This is a genomic window from Nonomuraea sp. NPDC050202 (assembly GCF_040656115.1).
In the GTDB taxonomy this organism is placed as follows: Bacteria; Actinomycetota; Actinomycetes; order Streptosporangiales; family Streptosporangiaceae; genus Nonomuraea.
The window spans coordinates 220421-236065 of record NZ_JBFALF010000006.1 but is presented as its reverse complement, the minus strand read 5'-3'; the positions used below and the strand labels follow the sequence as shown (position 1 = coordinate 236065).

Sequence of the window (15645 nt, the reverse complement as noted above, 5' to 3'; positions counted from 1 at the left end):
TTCTCGGAGCATTTCCCCGGCATAGGCGCAATACTGGACGGCATCCCGAGCCCGGAGGCGCGGGACATCAACGGGAGGGGGCGCGCCGGATGAAGGCGGAGGAACGCTGGCAGGCCAGGTTCCGGGCGTCGCGCATGACGCTGCCGTCCTGGGCGCGCCAGGCCCCGAACCGCGCCATCTACCGCTCCAACGCCACGGGCAAGTGGGAGGTCTACGCCTGGGACCGCGTGACCGGCGCCACCCGCCAGGTCACCGACCAGCCCAAGGGCACCGCGTACGCCGCGCTCGACCCCACCGGCCAGTGGATCTACTGGTTCGCCGACACCGACGGCGACGAGTACGGCGGCTGGTGGCGCCAGCCGTTCACCGGCGGCGACGACGAGCCGGTCGCGCCGGACCTGCCGCCCGGCCAGCCCGGCGGCATCGCGCTGTCCACGACCGGCGTCGCCGCGATCAGCGTGGCCGGCGCGGGCACGTTCCGCATCCACCTGGTCCACGCGGGCCGGCCGGCCGAGACGCTGTACGAGCACACGGAGGCCGCCTGGGTGGCCGCCATGTCGCTCGACGGCTCCCTCATCGCGATCAACCACGGCGAGTACGGCGACTTCCGGCACCCGGCGCTGCGCGTCGTACGCCAGAACGGCCACGTCGTCGGCGAGCTGCACGACGGCCCCGCCAAGGGCGTGGTCGGCCTCAGCTTCGCCCCGATCGTGGGCGACCGCCGCCTGCTGGCCCTGCACGAGCGCCGCCATCGCCACGAGCCCCTGGTCTGGGACCCGGTGACGGGCGAGCAGCGTGAGATCTGGCTGCGCGACCCCGGCGACCTGGACGCCGAGTGGTACGACGACGGCCGCGGCCTGCTCATCCTGCGCGACGACCGCGCCCGCAGCTACCTGCACCGCTACGACCTCCGCGGCGGCGGCCTGACCCCCATCGAGACGCCGCACGGCGTGATCGACGAGGCTACGCCCCGGCCCGGCGGCCACGTCGAGTACTCCTGGTCCAGCGCCTCGCGCCCGGCGGTCGTCCGGTCGAGCAACGGCCAGGTCGTGGTCAACCCCATCGGCCCGCCCGCGCCGCCCAGCGTCCCGGTGGAGGACATCGACGTGGAGGGCGAGGGCGGCCGCATCCACGCGCTGGTCTCCAAGCCCGAGGTCGGCACGGCCCCCCACCCGACCGTCTTCCTGCTGCACGGCGGCCCGACGGCGCACGACCGCGACGCGTTCTCGCCGACGGTGGCGGCCTGGGTGGACGCCGGGTTCGCGGTGGTGCGGGTCAACTACCGGGGCTCGACCGGTTACGGCTCGGCCTGGCGCGACGCGCTGCACGGCGACGTGGGGCACATCGAGCTGGCCGACGTGGCGGCCGTACGGCAGTGGGTGATCGACCACGGCATCGCCGACCCGGGCAAGACCGTGCTGGCCGGCACGGCGTGGGGCGGCTACCTGACGCTGCTCGGCCTCGGCACCCAGCCCGACCTGTGGGCGTGCGGCATCGCCGCGGTGCCGATCGCCTGCCACCAGACCTCGTACGAGGACGAGGCGGAGAGCCTGCGCGCCTACCACCGCGCGCTGTTCGGCGGCTCACCCGAGGAGCAGCCCGAGAGGTACGCGGCCAGCTCCCCGATCACCTACGTCGACCAGGTCAAGAGCCCGCTGCTGATCCTCGCGGGCGAGAACGACACGCGCTGCCCGCTGCGCCAGATCGAGAAGTACGTCACCAAGCTCGAAGAACACGGCCGTCACCACGAGGTCTACACCTACGACGCCATCCGGGGCTCGCTCGTGGTCTCCGAGCGGATCGCGCAGACGGCGCTGCAGCTCGACTTCGCCCGCAAGCACGTGGGTGCGCCGTGACACTTGTCACGCTCCGAAACCGTTCCTGACTCCGGACCTTGACGCTCGGCCGGCCGGCCTGTCATCATCTCGCCACCCGCAGTCAGCCGGAAAGGCGCACCTTGACCAGCACGACCCCGGGCTCAGCGGGCGCGCAGCACCACGATCGCCAGGTCGTCGGCGCTCGGCTCGGAGGCGAACTCCGCGGCGCCCCTTCGGATGCGCTCGGCCACGGCCCTGGCCGACAACCCCGCACACTCGGCCAGCAGCTTGGCCAGCCCGCCGTCGTCGTCGAGCAGCCGCCCGCCGGAGCGCCGCTCGGTCACCCCGTCGGTCACGGCCAGCAGCACGTCGCCGTGGTCGAGATGCAAGGTGTCGGCCTCGAAGACGACCTCGTGGAAGACCCCCAGCAGCGACTGCGGCGTGGTCACCGCCTCGACCTTGCCGCTCGGCTTGAGCCGCAGCGCCTCGGGATGCCCGGCGGAGACCAGCCGCACCTCCAGCCCGTCGGCCACCGGCGTGATGTCGCCGTGCAGCAGCGTGAGGAACCTCGCCCGCTCGCCCTCCTCCAGGATCGCCTGGTTGAGCCGGCCGAGCACGGCCGCCACGCCGTAGCCCTCGCGGGCCAGCAGGCGCAGCGTGTGGCGGGCCAGGCCGGTCACGGCGGCGGCCTCGGGGCCGGTGCCGCAGACGTCGCCGATGGCGAAGCGCCAGGAGTCGTCGCCCGCCTTGAACAGGTCGTAGAAGTCGCCGCCGACCTCGTTGGTCTCGCCGGCGGGCTCGTAGATGACGCCGTAGTCGAGGCCGGGCACCTCGGGCTCGTTCGGCGGGAGCAGGCTGCGCTGCAGGGCCCGGTTGGCGACGGCCTGCTGGGCGTAGAGCCTGGCGTTGTCCATGGCCAGCGCGGCGCGCCTGCCGATGTCCTCGGCGAACTGGATGACGTCGTCGGGGAAGCGGTCGGGCCGGCCCAGGCACATCATGCCGAGGCTGCGGCCGCGGGCCATCAGCGGCACGGCGAGCACCTGCGACTCGGGCAGGTGGATCATGGAGGTGACGCGGGTGTCGGCGGCGTCGACGTCCATGTCCGCGAGCTGCTCGCGCAGGCCGTCGATCCTGGCCTCGTCGGCGTGCCAGAGGTAGACCAGCCGCAGCGGCCCGGAGTTGTCGGAGGTGTAGACGGCGCACCAGCTCGACAGCCGCGGCACCACCACCTGGGCGATGATCGCCGGGACCATGTCGGGGTCGAGCGTGCCCGCTAGCAGGTCACTCGCGTCGGCGAGGAACCCCAGCCAGTGGGGCCCGCGGCTGCTCTCCTCCAGCCATTCGGCTGCCACTCGGTCGGCTGAGCCAGGTAGCGTGAGCCTTGCCCAATGGACACGGGAATCGCCCGCAAAGGTGACTCCCCACTCCTCGACGTTGACGGAAGGAGCCTTCGGATCACCCTGGGAGAGGTTTCGCTGGCGCAACTCCACCTGGACTGCGTCCCCGAAATGCTTCCAAATCACCTCAAAAGGCTCGTCAGCGACCTGCTCCGCCAGATCCGCGGCGACCTGCTCGGCAGTGTGGAGCACGCCGCCGGTGGCCCACGCGGTCATCACCTCGCGCGTGAACCTCATCGCAGCCGTCACAGCGGTCTCGCCGGGCGCGAAGGTCGCGGCCAGCACCGCATGGGGAGAAGCAGTCATCCCAACGTGCCTACCACACTTCCCGCTGACTTGGGGTAAATCCAAGGACAGGACTACGAGCTACTCATCGTGACAGACTTGAATCACTCGCCGTGCGGCAGCGACGAGTGAAGGAGGCCCCATGACCACGGCCAAGGCCGCGCTAAGCCCAGAGGAGAGGACTTACACCGAGTCGGATCTCGTGCCCATCCTGGAGACTCTTTTCTCTTGGCGTGACGGAGACTTCCGGCGTCGGGTTCCTCATGCGCCTCCCGGCATCCTCAGCGAGGTGCGGTTGCTTCTGAACGAGGTGGCCGATCGCCGCGAGCACCTCGCCAACGAGTTGTCACGCGTGCGTAAAGAAGTCGTCAAGGAAGGCCGCTTCGGCGAGCGGCTGACGCCCGGTCCGGGTGTCGGCGCGTGGGCGGAGAGCGTCGAGTCGGTCAACATGCTGATCGACGCCCTGGTGAGCCCGGTGAGCGGCGCGGCCGACGTCATCGACGCGGTGGCCAAGGGCGACCTGTCCCGGCGCATCGACCTCGACCGATCGGCGCGGGGCGAGGTGCGCCGCCTCGGCAAGGCCATCAACGGCATGGTCGACCAGCTCGCGCTGTTCAACTCCGAGGTCACGAGGGTCGCCCGCGAGGCCGGCACCGAGGGACGGCTCGGCGGCAGCGCCAACCTGCGCGGCATGTCCGGAAGCTGGCGCGACCTCACCGAGGCCGTGAACACGATGTCGTCCCGCGTGGCGGCGCAGGTGCGCGACATCGCCGTGGTGACCACGGCGGTGGCCAAGGGCGACCTGAGCCGCAAGGTGACGGTCGACGCCGTGGGCGAGATGTTCGAGCTGAAGAACACCGTCAACACGATGGTCGACCAGCTCTCCGGGTTCGCCGAGGAGGTGACCCGGGTCGCCCGCGAGGTGGGCACCGAGGGCCAGCTCGGCGGCCAGGCCCAGGTGACCGGCGTGTCCGGGGTCTGGAAGGACCTCACCGACAACGTCAACTTCATGGCCAACAACCTCACCTCGCAGGTACGAAGTATCGCGACCGTGGCGACGGCGGTGGCCCAGGGCAATTTGTCAAAGAAGATCACCGTTGACGCGCAGGGCGAGATCCTCCAGCTGAAGGACACCCTCAACACGATGGTCGACCAGCTCTCATCCTTCGCCGACGAGGTCACCCGCGTGGCCCGCGAGGTGGGCACCGAGGGCAAGCTGGGCGGCCGGGCCGAGGTCAAGGGCGTGTCCGGGGTCTGGAAGGACCTGACCGACAACGTCAACTCCATGGCGCGCAACCTGACGTACCAGGTGCGCAACATCGCCCAGGTCACCACGGCGGTGGCCAACGGCGACCTGACCCGCAAGATCGACGTGGACGCCCAGGGCGAGATCCTGGAGCTGAAGTCCACCATGAACACGATGGTCGAGCAGCTCTCGTCGTTCGCCTCCGAGGTGACCCGCGTGGCCCGCGAGGTGGGCACCGAAGGGCAGCTCGGCGGCCAGGCGCAGGTGCGCGGCGTGTCGGGCGTCTGGAAGGACCTCACCGACAACGTCAACTCCATGGCCAACAACCTCACCTCGCAGGTGCGGCAGATCGCGGCCGTGTCGTCCGCGGTGGCGCAGGGCAACCTGTCGAAGAAGATCACCGTTGACGCCCAGGGCGAGATGCTCCAGCTCAAGGACACCCTCAACACGATGGTGGACCAGCTCTCGTCCTTCGCCGACGAGGTCACCCGCGTGGCCCGCGAGGTGGGCACCGAGGGGCAGCTCGGCGGCCAGGCCAGGGTGAAGGGCGTGTCGGGCGTCTGGAAGGACCTGACCGACAACGTCAACTCCATGGCCAACAACCTGACGTACCAGGTGCGCAACATCGCCGAGGTGACCACCGCGGTCGCCAACGGCGACCTCACCCGCAAGATCGACGTGAACGCGCAGGGCGAGATCCTCGCCCTCAAGACGACCGTCAACCGCATGGTGGACCAGCTCTCGTCGTTCGCCTCCGAGGTGACCCGCGTCGCCCGCGAGGTGGGCACCGAGGGCCAGCTCGGCGGCCAGGCCCGGGTCGAGGGCGTCGAGGGCACCTGGAAGCGGCTCACCGAGAGCGTCAACGAGCTGGCCGGCAGCCTCACCACGCAGATCCGCGCCATCGCGACCGTGACCAGCGCCGTGGCGCGCGGCGACCTGACCCGCTCCATCGCCATCGACGCCCAGGGCGAGCTGGCGGAGCTGAAGGACAACATCAACTCGATGGTGGGCAGCCTGCGCGAGACCACGCAGGCCAACCAGGAGCAGGACTGGCTGAAGTCCAACCTGGCCCGCATCTCCCGGCTCATGCAGGGCCACCGCGACCTGCTGGAAGTGGCCAAGCTGACGATGAGCGAGCTGACGCCGCTGGTGTCGGCCCGCTACGGCGCCTTCTACAGCATCGAGCCCGAGCACGAGCGCAATCTCATCCTCATCGGCGGCTACGGCGTACGCCCCGACCGGGGCCCGCGCCAGCGCTTCGAGTTCGGCGAGGGCATCGTCGGGCAGGCGGCCAGCGAGGGCCGGCACATCGTGCTGGACGACGTGCCGCCGCAGTTCATCACCATCGACAGCGGGCTGAGCCGGTCCACGCCGGCGCAGATCGTGGTGCTGCCGATCCTGTTCGAGAACCGCGTGCTCGGCGTGCTGGAGCTGGCCTCCTTCACGCCGTTCGGCGAGGTGCACCTCGACTTCCTGACGCAGCTCGTCGAGACCATCGGTGTCACGATGAACACGATCATCGCCAACTCCCGCACGGAAGACCTGCTCACCGAGTCCCAGCGGCTCACCCGCGAGCTGCAGGAGCGCTCCGACGAGCTGCAGCGCCAGCAGGAGGAGCTGCGCAGGTCCAACGCCGAGCTGGAGGACAAGGCGGCGCTGCTGGCCAAGCAGAACCGCGCGATCGAGATCCAGAACTTCCAGATCGAGCAGGCCCGCCGCACGCTGGAGGAGCGCGCGGAGCAGCTCGCGGTCTCCTCGCGCTACAAGTCCGAGTTCCTCGCGAACATGTCGCACGAGCTGCGCACGCCGCTCAACAGCCTGCTGGTGCTGGCCAAGCTGCTGACCGAGAACGCCGAGGGCAACCTGACCTCGCAGCAGGTCGAGTTCGCCCGGACGATCCACAGCGCGGGTTCGGCGCTGCTGCAGCTCATCAACGACATGCTCGACCTGTCGAAGGTCGAGGCGGGGCGGATGGACATCCATCCGATCCAGGTGTCGCTGCCGAAGATGGTGGACCTGCTGGAGGCCGCGTTCGCGCCGCTGGCGCAGGACAAGGGGCTGTCGTTCAGCGTGGACGTCGAGCCGGACGTGCCGCACGAGCTGCGCGCCGACGAGCAGCGCCTGCAGCAGGTGCTGCGTAACCTGCTGTCCAACGCGGTGAAGTTCACCCCTCGCGGAGAGGTGAAGCTGCGCGTCTCGATGGCCCCGCCCGGGGTCGACTTCGACGACGACAGCCTGCACGACTCCACCGACCTGCTGGCGTTCCAGGTGATCGACACCGGCATCGGCATCGCGCCCGACAAGCGCGAGGTCATCTTCGAGGCGTTCAGGCAGGCCGACGGCACGACGAGCAGGAAGTACGGCGGCACGGGCCTGGGCCTGGCGATCTGCCGCGACATCGCCCGGCTGCTCGGCGGCGAGATCCACGTCGACAGCGAGCTGGGCAAGGGCAGCACGTTCACGCTCTACCTGCCGGCGTCCTACACCGGCCCGCTGGCCGCGACGGACCCGGGCACGGCGCGCAGGCAGCTCATGACGCCGCCGAGCGAGGAGGCGGCGGCCACGGCGCCCGAGCCGCCGCTGCCGCTCGACCTGCCGATGCCCGAGCTGGTCGAGCCGCCGGTGGAGACGCCCAGCCAGTGGCAGGGCGACGACCCGCTGAACGGCGCCAAGATCCTGATCGTGGACGACGACATCCGCAACGTCTTCGCGCTGACCAGCGTGCTGGAGCGACACGGCTCGACCGTGGTCTACGCTGAGAACGGACGGGAGGGCATCGAGCAGCTCGAACGCAACGAGGACGTCGCGCTCGTGCTGATGGACATCATGATGCCGGAGATGGACGGGTGGGCCACGACGTCGGCCATCCGCCGCATGCCGCAGTTCGCCGATCTGCCGATCATCGCGCTGACCGCCAAGGTCATGCGGGGCGACCGGGAGAAGTCCATCGCCTCGGGCGCGTCCGACTACGTGCCCAAGCCGGTCGACGTCGACCGGCTGCTCGAACGGCTGCGCGGCTGGCTCAGCCGCGGCCGGGGCTCCGCGTCCGACTCGTCAACCTCGTCAGCCTCGTCATCCGAAGGGTCGTGATCGATGCCGGATCGTGCCAAGATCCTCCTCGTTGATGACCGCGAGGAGAACCTGATCGCCCTCGAAGCCATCCTCAGCTCGCTCGACCTGGTGCCCGTGCGCGCCAGGTCGGGTGAGGAGGCCCTCAAGGCGCTGCTCAACACCGAGTTCGCGCTCATCCTGCTCGACGTGCGGATGCCGGGCATGGATGGCTTCGAGACCGCCGCGCACATCAAGCGGCGGGAGCGTACCCGTAACATCCCGATCATCTTCTTGACCGTGGTGGACAGCGCTCCCGACTACGCCTTCCGCGGCTACGCGGCGGGCGCGGTGGACTACCTGACCAAGCCGTTCGACCCGTGGGTGCTGCGGGCGAAGGTGTCGGTGTTCGCCGAGCTGTACAACATGAACAAGCGCCTGGCCGAGCAGGCGTCGATGCTCCGCGACCGCCTCAGCGGCGAGCTGCCGCCGGGGGCCGGCGACCACGCGTCCGTGCTGCCCGAGCTGTCGCGGCGGCTGACGGCGGTGGAGGACGAGCTGGCCAGGGTCAGGGAGCTGGCCCGCAAGTCGCAGGACACGACGCTGGCTGTGCCCCTGACCGATCTGACCGATCGCCTCAGCCATCTGCGCGCCGGTTTCGACGCGCTCTCCTGATCGCCCCGCACCACCCCCGGGACCCGTCTCCGCCCGGGGGTGTTCACGCGGCGGCGCGCCTGCCGCCGGCCGAGGCCATGCCGAGCCAGGTGTGCGGGTTGCCTTCCCAGCACCAGCCCAGCTTGGGGGCGTTCTGGCTGATCCAGATGGCCGGCACCCGGCGGTCGCCGCACCGGGAGCCGCCGAGGGAGAAGCACTTGTTCTTGACCAGGATCTGCGGGAAGTGCGTGATCAAGGCGATGCCCTCCTCGATGGTGAGCAGGGTGCGCCCCCGGGCCGCGATGGCGTTCATCGCGGCGTTGGGGACGGCGCCGCAGAACTCCTCGCCGCGCTCGACGTCGAACAGCAGGTAGGCCTGCTCGACCTCCGAGGTGGCGACGAATCGCTCCAGGGAGCCGGGCTCGAAGGAGTAGTCGACGAATCCGGGCTTGCGCTTGCCGTGCAGCGTGGTCAGCGGCATGGTCTGCTCGATCGGCGCGACCTCGCGGGTGAGCACGAGCAGGAACGGCACCCGGCCGCCGTCCGGATCGTACGCCGTGCCCCCGTGGCGGACGGCCAGCTCGCGTAGCGGGGCCAGCGTCGTGGGGTCGAACCCGGCCATGGCCGGGTAGCCGAGGTCGATCAGGGTGCGGACCTGCCGGTCGAACTCGGCGCCCGGCTCGAAGGGGGTCTGTGTCAAAGGCTCTTCTCCAGTCCGTGCTCGGCGGCGATGCGGGCGATGTCGGCCGGGGTGCCGGCCATGATGGCGCGGGCGTGCTCGGTCACCAGCTCGACGGGCCAGTCCCACCAGGCGGCCCGCAGCAGCCGTTCGATGTCGGCGTCGGCGAAGCGGCGGCGGATGGGCCTGGCCGGGTTCCCGCCGACGATGGTGTACGGCGGGACGTCGGCGGTCACCACGGCGCCGGTCGCGATGACGGCCCCGTCGCCGATGCTCACGCCTGGCATCACCGTGGCCTGGTAGCCGAACCAGACGTCGTTGCCGATCACGGTGTCGCCGCGGCTGGGCATGCCGGTGACGATGTCGAGGGTGCGCTCGGTCCACTCGCCGCCGAACATGGTGAACGGGAAGGTCGACACCCCCATCGTCGGGTGGTCGGCGCCGGCCATCAGGAACCGGGTGCCGGAGGCGATGGCGCAGTACTTGCCGATGATCAGCCGCTCGGGCCCGTAGGCGTACAGCACGTTGTGGTGCTCGAAGCCGGTGGCGCCGTCGGGGTCGTCGTAGTAGGTGTACTCGCCCACCTCGATGGTGGGCGAGGTGACCAGCGGCTTGAGGAAGACCACCCGCTCGTGGGCGGGCATCGGGTGCACGGTCGTCGGGTCGGGAATCAGCGGAGGAACCCTCTCTGTGAGAAGTCAGCCGAGCAGGTCGGCTTCTGTGCGAGGTCAGGTGTGCAGGTCGGCTTCTGCGCGAGGTCAGCCGAGCAGGTCGGCTTCGGTTCGACGTCAGCCGAGCAGGTCGGCCAGGGTACGGGCGCAGGCGGGCCGGCGCAGCTTCTGCATGCCCTTGGCCTCGATCTGGCGGATGCGTTCCCGGGTGACGCCGAACGTGCGGCCGATCTCGTCCAGGGTGCGCGGCGTGTCGTCGGCCAGGCCGTACCGCTGGATGAGGACGGCCGCCTCCCGCTCGGTCAGCGTCGCCAGCGCCGCCAGCACGTCGTGGCGGAGGGAGGAGGCGGCGACCTCGGCGGCGGGCCCTGGAGCGTCGTCGGCGAGCAGGTCGCCCAGCTCGGCGCTGTCGTCACCGAGCGGGGTGTGCAGCGAGACCGGCTCGCGGTCGTGCCGCAGCAACTGCTCGACCTTCTCCGGCGTCAGGCCGGCCTCGGCCGCCAGCTCCTCGACGGTGGCCTCGCGGCCCAGCTCCCGCAGCATCGTGCTCCGGGCGCGGATGACCCGGTTGAGGTCCTCGACCACGTGCGCGGGCAGGCGGATCGTCCGGCTCTGGTCGGCCAGCGCGCGCCCGATCGCCTGTTTGATCCACCAGGTGGCGTAGGTGGAGAACTTCAGCCCGAGCCGGTGGTCGAACTTCTCCACCGCCCGCATCAGCCCCAGGTTGCCCTCCTGGATCAGGTCAAGGAGCGGCAGGCCGTGCCCGGCCCTGCGCTTGGCGATGGAGACGACCAGCCGCAGGTTCGCCTCGATCATCTGGCTCCTGGCCAGGCGGCCGTCGGCGGCGATCCACTCCAGGTCGGCGCGGTCCTGCGCCGGCAGGGCGGCATGCTCGCGGTCGAGGCGCTCCTGGGCGAGCAGGCCGGCCTCGATGCGCTCGCCGAGCGCCACTTCCTGCCTGGCGTCGAGCAACCGGATCCTGCCGATCTGCTTGAGGTAACCCTCGACGGAATCAGTGGTGGTGGCTGGCATGGGGACCTCCCGGGGGTGGTTGCGGGCTCTGGGTCAGTACGCGGCGCGCCGGGGGGCGGCGCTGGGGCGGCGCGTGACGTTCGGCTGTGCCGTGGGGTTCAGGTCACGAGCCGGTACGGCGGCGCGTCGCGGCGACCTCGGGTGGTCGAGACGAGCGGTCGTGGCGGTGATGGAGGCGGGCAGTTTGATCTGGAACGTCGCTCGCATGTGAGCCCTTCAGGTCGTAAACTTGTGACGGTCCTAAGATTAGGACCAGACCAGATACGAGTCAAGAGGAAATTTATGTCCGACACAAAAATCCTCGGTCTGCGGGAGCTGAAGAAGCGGGAGACCCGTCAGGCGATCTCCGACCAGGCCACCCGGCTGTTCATCCGGCGGGGCTTCGAGCAGACCACGATCACCGAGATCGCCGGGGCCGCGCGGGTGGCCAAGAAGACCGTCACGAACTACTTCCCCCGCAAGGAGGACCTCGCCTTCGACCACCACGAGCGGTTCGTGGCCGCACTGGCCGGGATCGTGGCCGGCAGGCGGCCGGGCGAGTCCGCGCTCGCCGCGCTCAGGAGGGTGTTCATGGAGGCGGCGGCGCGGCAGGATCCCCTGCTCGGGTTCACCCACGACGGGTTCGCGCGGATGATCGTGCAGTCGCCGACGCTGGTGACGCGCCTGCGCGAGTTGCTGGAGCAGCGGGAGAAGGCCCTGGCGCGGGAACTGGCCGCGGAGACGGGCGATCAGGGGCCGGTGCCCCAGGTGGTGGCGGCGCAGCTCGCCGCGCCCTACCGGGTGCTGCTCGGCCGGATCTTGGAGCTCACCTTGGAGGGGGTGGACAACCCGCGGATCGCCGAGATCGTGGGCGAGGCCGCGCGCGAATTGTTCGAGCTCATGGAGCCGTCACTCGGAAGCTATGCGGTGCGCTGAGACCGAGGCCGTGAGACGCGCTGGAGCCGGAATCCGCGCCACTCGCTGGGGCCGGGGCCTGGGGTGCGCTGGGGTCAGCGCCTGGGGACGTGTGCTGAGGTCGGGGCAGTCAGTGGCGGGCGCGTTCCAACGCGTCCCAGAAGCCGCGCCGCAGCGCGTGCCGTACCTCGTCGTGCAGCAGGAAGTCGATCGGCAGCGACGAGCCCTGCAGCAGCCGGGCCTCCAGGTCCGACGGCATGCGCGGCTTGCGCGCCAGCACCGCCTCCAGCCACAGCGCGGGCGCGTCGCGGGCCACCGACTCGCCGAAGTCGTGCCCCTCGCGGTGCGCGGCCTTGACGGCGTCGGCCAGCGTCGTGGCCCCCGCCGTGGCGGCCGCGGGCGGGGTGACGGGCGCCGGCTGCGGGCCGGTGTACGGGCCGAGCTGCGACGGCTGGTACGTGCCGCTCGACGGCGCGGAGAACTGGCCGGTGGTCGGGCTGGACTGCTGGGACTGCGCCTGGATCGGCCCGGTGACCGGGGCGGAGGGCGGCGACGGCGGCTCGGACTGGTAGCTCGTGTACGTCGGCAGCGCGGGCGGCGTGGACGACTGGCCACGCGGCAGGCCGGCGGACTGCCCGTTGCCGGAAGAGGGCGCGGCGTGGCTGCCGCCGCTGGAGCTCTGCGGCAGCGAGGTGGGCGGCAGGGACGGCGGCTGCGCGGGCGGCAGCGAGGGGGTGGAGTGCCCGTTGCTGATCGGCTGGTGGTGGCCGTTGGAGGACTCGGAGACGCCGGTGAGCAGGCTGACGTACGGCCGCAGGTGGGCCGCCCCAAGCTCCACCAGGTCGTCGCACTCCTGGCGCAGCGACCGCGAGACGGCCCAGCCGCCGTCGGCCGCGATGTGGATGACGCTCACCCTGATGCCGAGGTCCTGCGCGTCGCACACGACCTGCGCCAGGTCCTCGTCGCCGCTGACCACGACCGCGTCGCAGATGGCGTTGTTGCGGGCGAGGGTCATCAGGTCGCGATGGACCTGAGCATCGACGCCCTCGCGCCGGCCCGGCCGGATGCGTGACAGCCTGAGCTTGAGGCCCGGGATGTCGGCCAGCGCGTCGTGCTCCGGCGTGCGGCGGCCCTCGACCGTCGCCTCGTACCAGTAGCACCGCAGCAGCGGCAGCCCGGTGCGCTCGCGTGCCAGGCTGGTCATCAGTTGCAGCAGCCCGGGATAGTCCCAGGAAACCGCCTCGCGATGACGCGTGCCGTGCACGGCCATCGCTCCATCAGCCAGCAGATAGCCAGCGTCCACGAACAGCGCGCAGCGATCCACTGACACCGCCCCTTTCCTGGTGGTCCGACCTTGCTGGCTCTGCACCGTCAGAGACCGGACTCGGCGGCCCTCTCTCAGGGTAATGAAAGCAGGTGATCGCGCGAGGGTTAATGCCGACGATTCGAATCCGGCTCGCCGTAGCGCCAGACCACTTAGGCAGACCGTACCAGTTTGTCCCGTTCACGGTCACGATCACGATCGCGCCCGCACGCTCAGCGCGGCCACTCCGAACAGGACCACGTCCTTGTCCGTGACGATCGTCAGCCCGGGATCCACGCCGAGCTCCGCGCTGACCGTATCGACGTCCGTGCCGAACGTCATCCCCGCCACGCCGTTGGACGACCCGTCGAAGACGTTGGCCGGATCTCGGTCGCCGCCGCCCGGGGTGAGGGCGCCGGAGCCGAGCGAGACCTTGTCGCCCTTGAGATCGGCATCGCCCTCCCAGGTGACCAGCTCGACCCGGGCGGGCGAGGCGGCCGGGCTCAGCCCGCCCAGCGGCATCCGCACCCGCCGCGCCCGGCCGCCGACCACGGTGGCCGTGTCGAGCACCACGGCCTGGCTGTACGGCTCCGCGGGATCGGTGACGATCAGCACCAGGCTCCATCCGGCATGGCGCGAGACGCCCGCCTTCATCGGGACGTCGGCCGCCCACCAGGTGCCGTTCCTGCGTACGTCGCCGACCAGCTCGCTCACGTCGGCGAACGCCTGGTAGACGGGGCCCAGCGGCAGCTCGCGCATCGTCACCTCGCCCGGCTGGACCGTGAGGTACTTGCGCCGCCCCGGCGGCCTGATCCTGATGGGCCCGGCCTCGTCGTCGGCCGCCGACCAGTAGAGGCCCGCCCAGACGACCTGGCTGCCCTTCGGCAGGGACAGCTCCGCCCCGCTGGAGGACGTCGTGTCGGGCCGCTCGTCCTGGTCGAGCGCGGTCATCGGCCACAGGTCGTTGTCGCGCTGCGTGCCCTGCCTGCGCCTGGTCTCCGAGCAGCCCGCGCGCTCGGCCGGGCAGCTCAGCAGCGTGTTGCCGATCGCCCTGACCGCCACCTTCCCGTCGGTGGCGAACCTGGCGGGCGCGCCGGAGATCCGTACGCCCTCCTCGGCCCGGGCCTGGAGCCGCAGCGAGCCGGCGGCGATGCGGACCGCGGGCCCCGCACCCTGCGGCGCCTCGTCGGCCACCAGCACCCGCAGGAACACCGCCGTGCCCTGCCCCGCCTGCAGCGGCTCCCTGGCGCACCGGGCGCCGCCGCTGACCGGGCGGCAGGCCCAGCCGTCCACCGTGCCGACGGGGCCGAGCAGCGCGGCACTGTGGCCGCGGCGCGCCGGAGGGATGAGGGTGACGCCGTCGGGCAGGTCCACCTGGGCCGCCAGCTCCTCGCTGGCGCTCTCGCCGTAGTTGCGCAGGCGGATGCCGACGATGCCGGGCTGGGCGCGGACGAGGGAGCCGAGCGCGTCGATCGTGGCCCGCAGCCGCGCCTTGCCCGGCTTGTCCTTCTTGACCGGCGGCGGCACCTGGGCAGGCCGCTCGCTCGGCAGCGGCACCGGCACCGGGACCGGCGCGACCGACACGGGCGGCTGCGCGACCGGTGTGATCGCGGGCGGCCGCACGACCGGCCTCTCGCCGGACACCAGCAGCAGCGAGGCCAGCACGGCCGCCGTGACCGCCACCGTGCCACCGGCCACCGCCACCTGCTGCTGCTTCGGCACCCGCCGCAGCCGGCCCAGGAGCCGCAGCGCGCCACCCGCGCCCGCGGCGCCCGGCTTGGCCAGCGCCGCCGCGTACCCGCCGAACAGCGGGCCCGCGATCAGCGGCCCGACCATGACGCGCAGCCCGCGGTTGACGTCGGTCAGCTCCAGCAGCACCCCGTGGCACTCCTCGCACGCGCTGACGTGCTCGTCCACCGCCTTGGAGTCGCGCCTGGCCAGCCCGCCCCGCACGTACACGCCCAGCTTGCCCAGCACGGGGCGGCAGTCGTGCTGCGGCGGGGAGGCCAGGTGCATCTGCAGGTACGCCTGCCGCAGCCCCTCCCTGGCCCGGTACGCCAGCGCGGCCACGCCGTTGGCCGACAGGCCGAGCAGCGGCGCCACCTCGGCCGGCCTGGCCCGCTCGACCTCGGTGTGCCACAGCACCGCCCGCCAGCGCTCGGGCAGCGACAGGTACGCCCTGGCGATCAGCGACTTCTCCAGCCCGACCAGCGCGGGGTCGACGAAGGGCACGCCCGGGTCGTACAGCTCGATCTCGCCCGTGGTCACCTGGCGGCTCTCGACCCTGGAGCGGTCGTAGACCGTGCGCCGCACCACCGTGAGCAGGTAGGTACGGAAGCCGGAGTCGGGCCCGCCGCCCCTGCCCACCAGGTCGAGGATCTTCGTGAACGACTCCGCGACGACGTCCTCGACCTCGGCGCCCCTGGCGAGCTGCCGGGCCAGCGCACGCGCCGCGGCGACGTGGCGCTCGTAGAGCTCCCCGTACGCGGCAGCGTTGCCCTCCCTGACCGCCTGAAGCAGATCTGCATCGCTTTGCGGCGATTCGACACCCATAGTGACCTCACGATTACGCGGGGTTGCCCCGCGCAATCATTCCGCATTCCCCGTCATGACTAAACC

At 71.2% G+C, this 15645-nt stretch carries 11 protein-coding genes; 4 read left to right on the top strand and 7 right to left on the bottom strand.

Annotated features, from left to right (window positions below; all coding sequences use genetic code 11):
• Positions 1 to 89: 89 nt before the first annotated feature.
• On the top strand, positions 90 to 1856 hold the full coding sequence (locus tag AB0I79_RS20050; protein WP_357874923.1) for a prolyl oligopeptidase family serine peptidase: 1767 nt from the start codon (positions 90 to 92) through the stop codon (positions 1854 to 1856).
• A 122-nt stretch (positions 1857 to 1978) separates the two neighbouring features.
• Here AB0I79_RS20050 and AB0I79_RS20045 read toward each other — a convergent pair whose 3' ends face one another.
• Positions 1979 to 3169, bottom strand: a complete 1191-nt coding sequence (locus tag AB0I79_RS20045; protein WP_357874920.1) for a GAF domain-containing SpoIIE family protein phosphatase — start codon at positions 3167 to 3169, stop codon at positions 1979 to 1981.
• Between the two features lie 472 nt (positions 3170 to 3641).
• On the opposite strand from AB0I79_RS20045, the gene AB0I79_RS20040 reads away from it, so the two are divergent.
• Both AB0I79_RS20040 and AB0I79_RS20035 read left to right on the top strand, forming a co-directional pair.
• Positions 3642 to 7835: a HAMP domain-containing protein gene (locus AB0I79_RS20040; RefSeq protein ID WP_357874917.1), complete on the top strand. Its 4194-nt coding sequence runs from the start codon at positions 3642 to 3644 to the stop codon at positions 7833 to 7835.
• 3 nt (positions 7836 to 7838) lie between these two features.
• Positions 7839 to 8468, top strand: coding sequence for a response regulator (locus AB0I79_RS20035; RefSeq protein ID WP_357874914.1), 630 nt, complete (start codon positions 7839 to 7841; stop codon positions 8466 to 8468).
• Positions 8469 to 8511: 43 nt separating this feature from the next.
• Here AB0I79_RS20035 and AB0I79_RS20030 read toward each other — a convergent pair whose 3' ends face one another.
• From AB0I79_RS20030 to AB0I79_RS20015, 4 genes are all read right to left on the bottom strand, one after another.
• Positions 8512 to 9147, bottom strand: a complete 636-nt coding sequence (locus AB0I79_RS20030; RefSeq protein WP_357874911.1) for a DUF5701 family protein — start codon at positions 9145 to 9147, stop codon at positions 8512 to 8514.
• On the bottom strand, positions 9144 to 9770 hold the full coding sequence (locus tag AB0I79_RS20025) for a CatB-related O-acetyltransferase (protein WP_357874907.1): 627 nt from the start codon (positions 9768 to 9770) through the stop codon (positions 9144 to 9146). The genes AB0I79_RS20030 and AB0I79_RS20025 overlap by 4 nt, the downstream gene beginning before the upstream one ends.
• A gap of 144 nt (positions 9771 to 9914) precedes the next feature.
• A complete protein-coding gene (locus tag AB0I79_RS20020; RefSeq protein ID WP_357874904.1) occupies positions 9915 to 10829 on the bottom strand; it encodes a sigma-70 family RNA polymerase sigma factor in 915 nt (304 codons plus the stop codon).
• 33 nt (positions 10830 to 10862) lie between these two features.
• The gene (locus tag AB0I79_RS20015) at positions 10863 to 11036 is read right to left on the bottom strand and encodes a hypothetical protein (protein ID WP_357874902.1); all 174 of its coding nucleotides are present in this window, start codon (positions 11034 to 11036) and stop codon (positions 10863 to 10865) included.
• Positions 11037 to 11111: 75 nt separating this feature from the next.
• On the opposite strand from AB0I79_RS20015, the gene AB0I79_RS20010 reads away from it, so the two are divergent.
• Positions 11112 to 11744 (top strand): TetR family transcriptional regulator, encoded by a 633-nt coding sequence (locus tag AB0I79_RS20010; RefSeq protein WP_357874899.1) that lies wholly within the window; start codon positions 11112 to 11114, stop codon positions 11742 to 11744.
• A 109-nt stretch (positions 11745 to 11853) separates the two neighbouring features.
• Here the strand turns inward: AB0I79_RS20010 and AB0I79_RS20005 are convergent, their stop codons facing one another.
• Both AB0I79_RS20005 and AB0I79_RS20000 read right to left on the bottom strand, forming a co-directional pair.
• Positions 11854 to 13047 (bottom strand): NYN domain-containing protein, encoded by a 1194-nt coding sequence (locus AB0I79_RS20005; RefSeq protein ID WP_357875321.1) that lies wholly within the window; start codon positions 13045 to 13047, stop codon positions 11854 to 11856.
• Positions 13048 to 13239: 192 nt separating this feature from the next.
• Positions 13240 to 15579, bottom strand: coding sequence for an RNA polymerase sigma factor (locus AB0I79_RS20000; RefSeq protein WP_357874896.1), 2340 nt, complete (start codon positions 15577 to 15579; stop codon positions 13240 to 13242).
• Positions 15580 to 15645 lie beyond the last annotated feature (66 nt).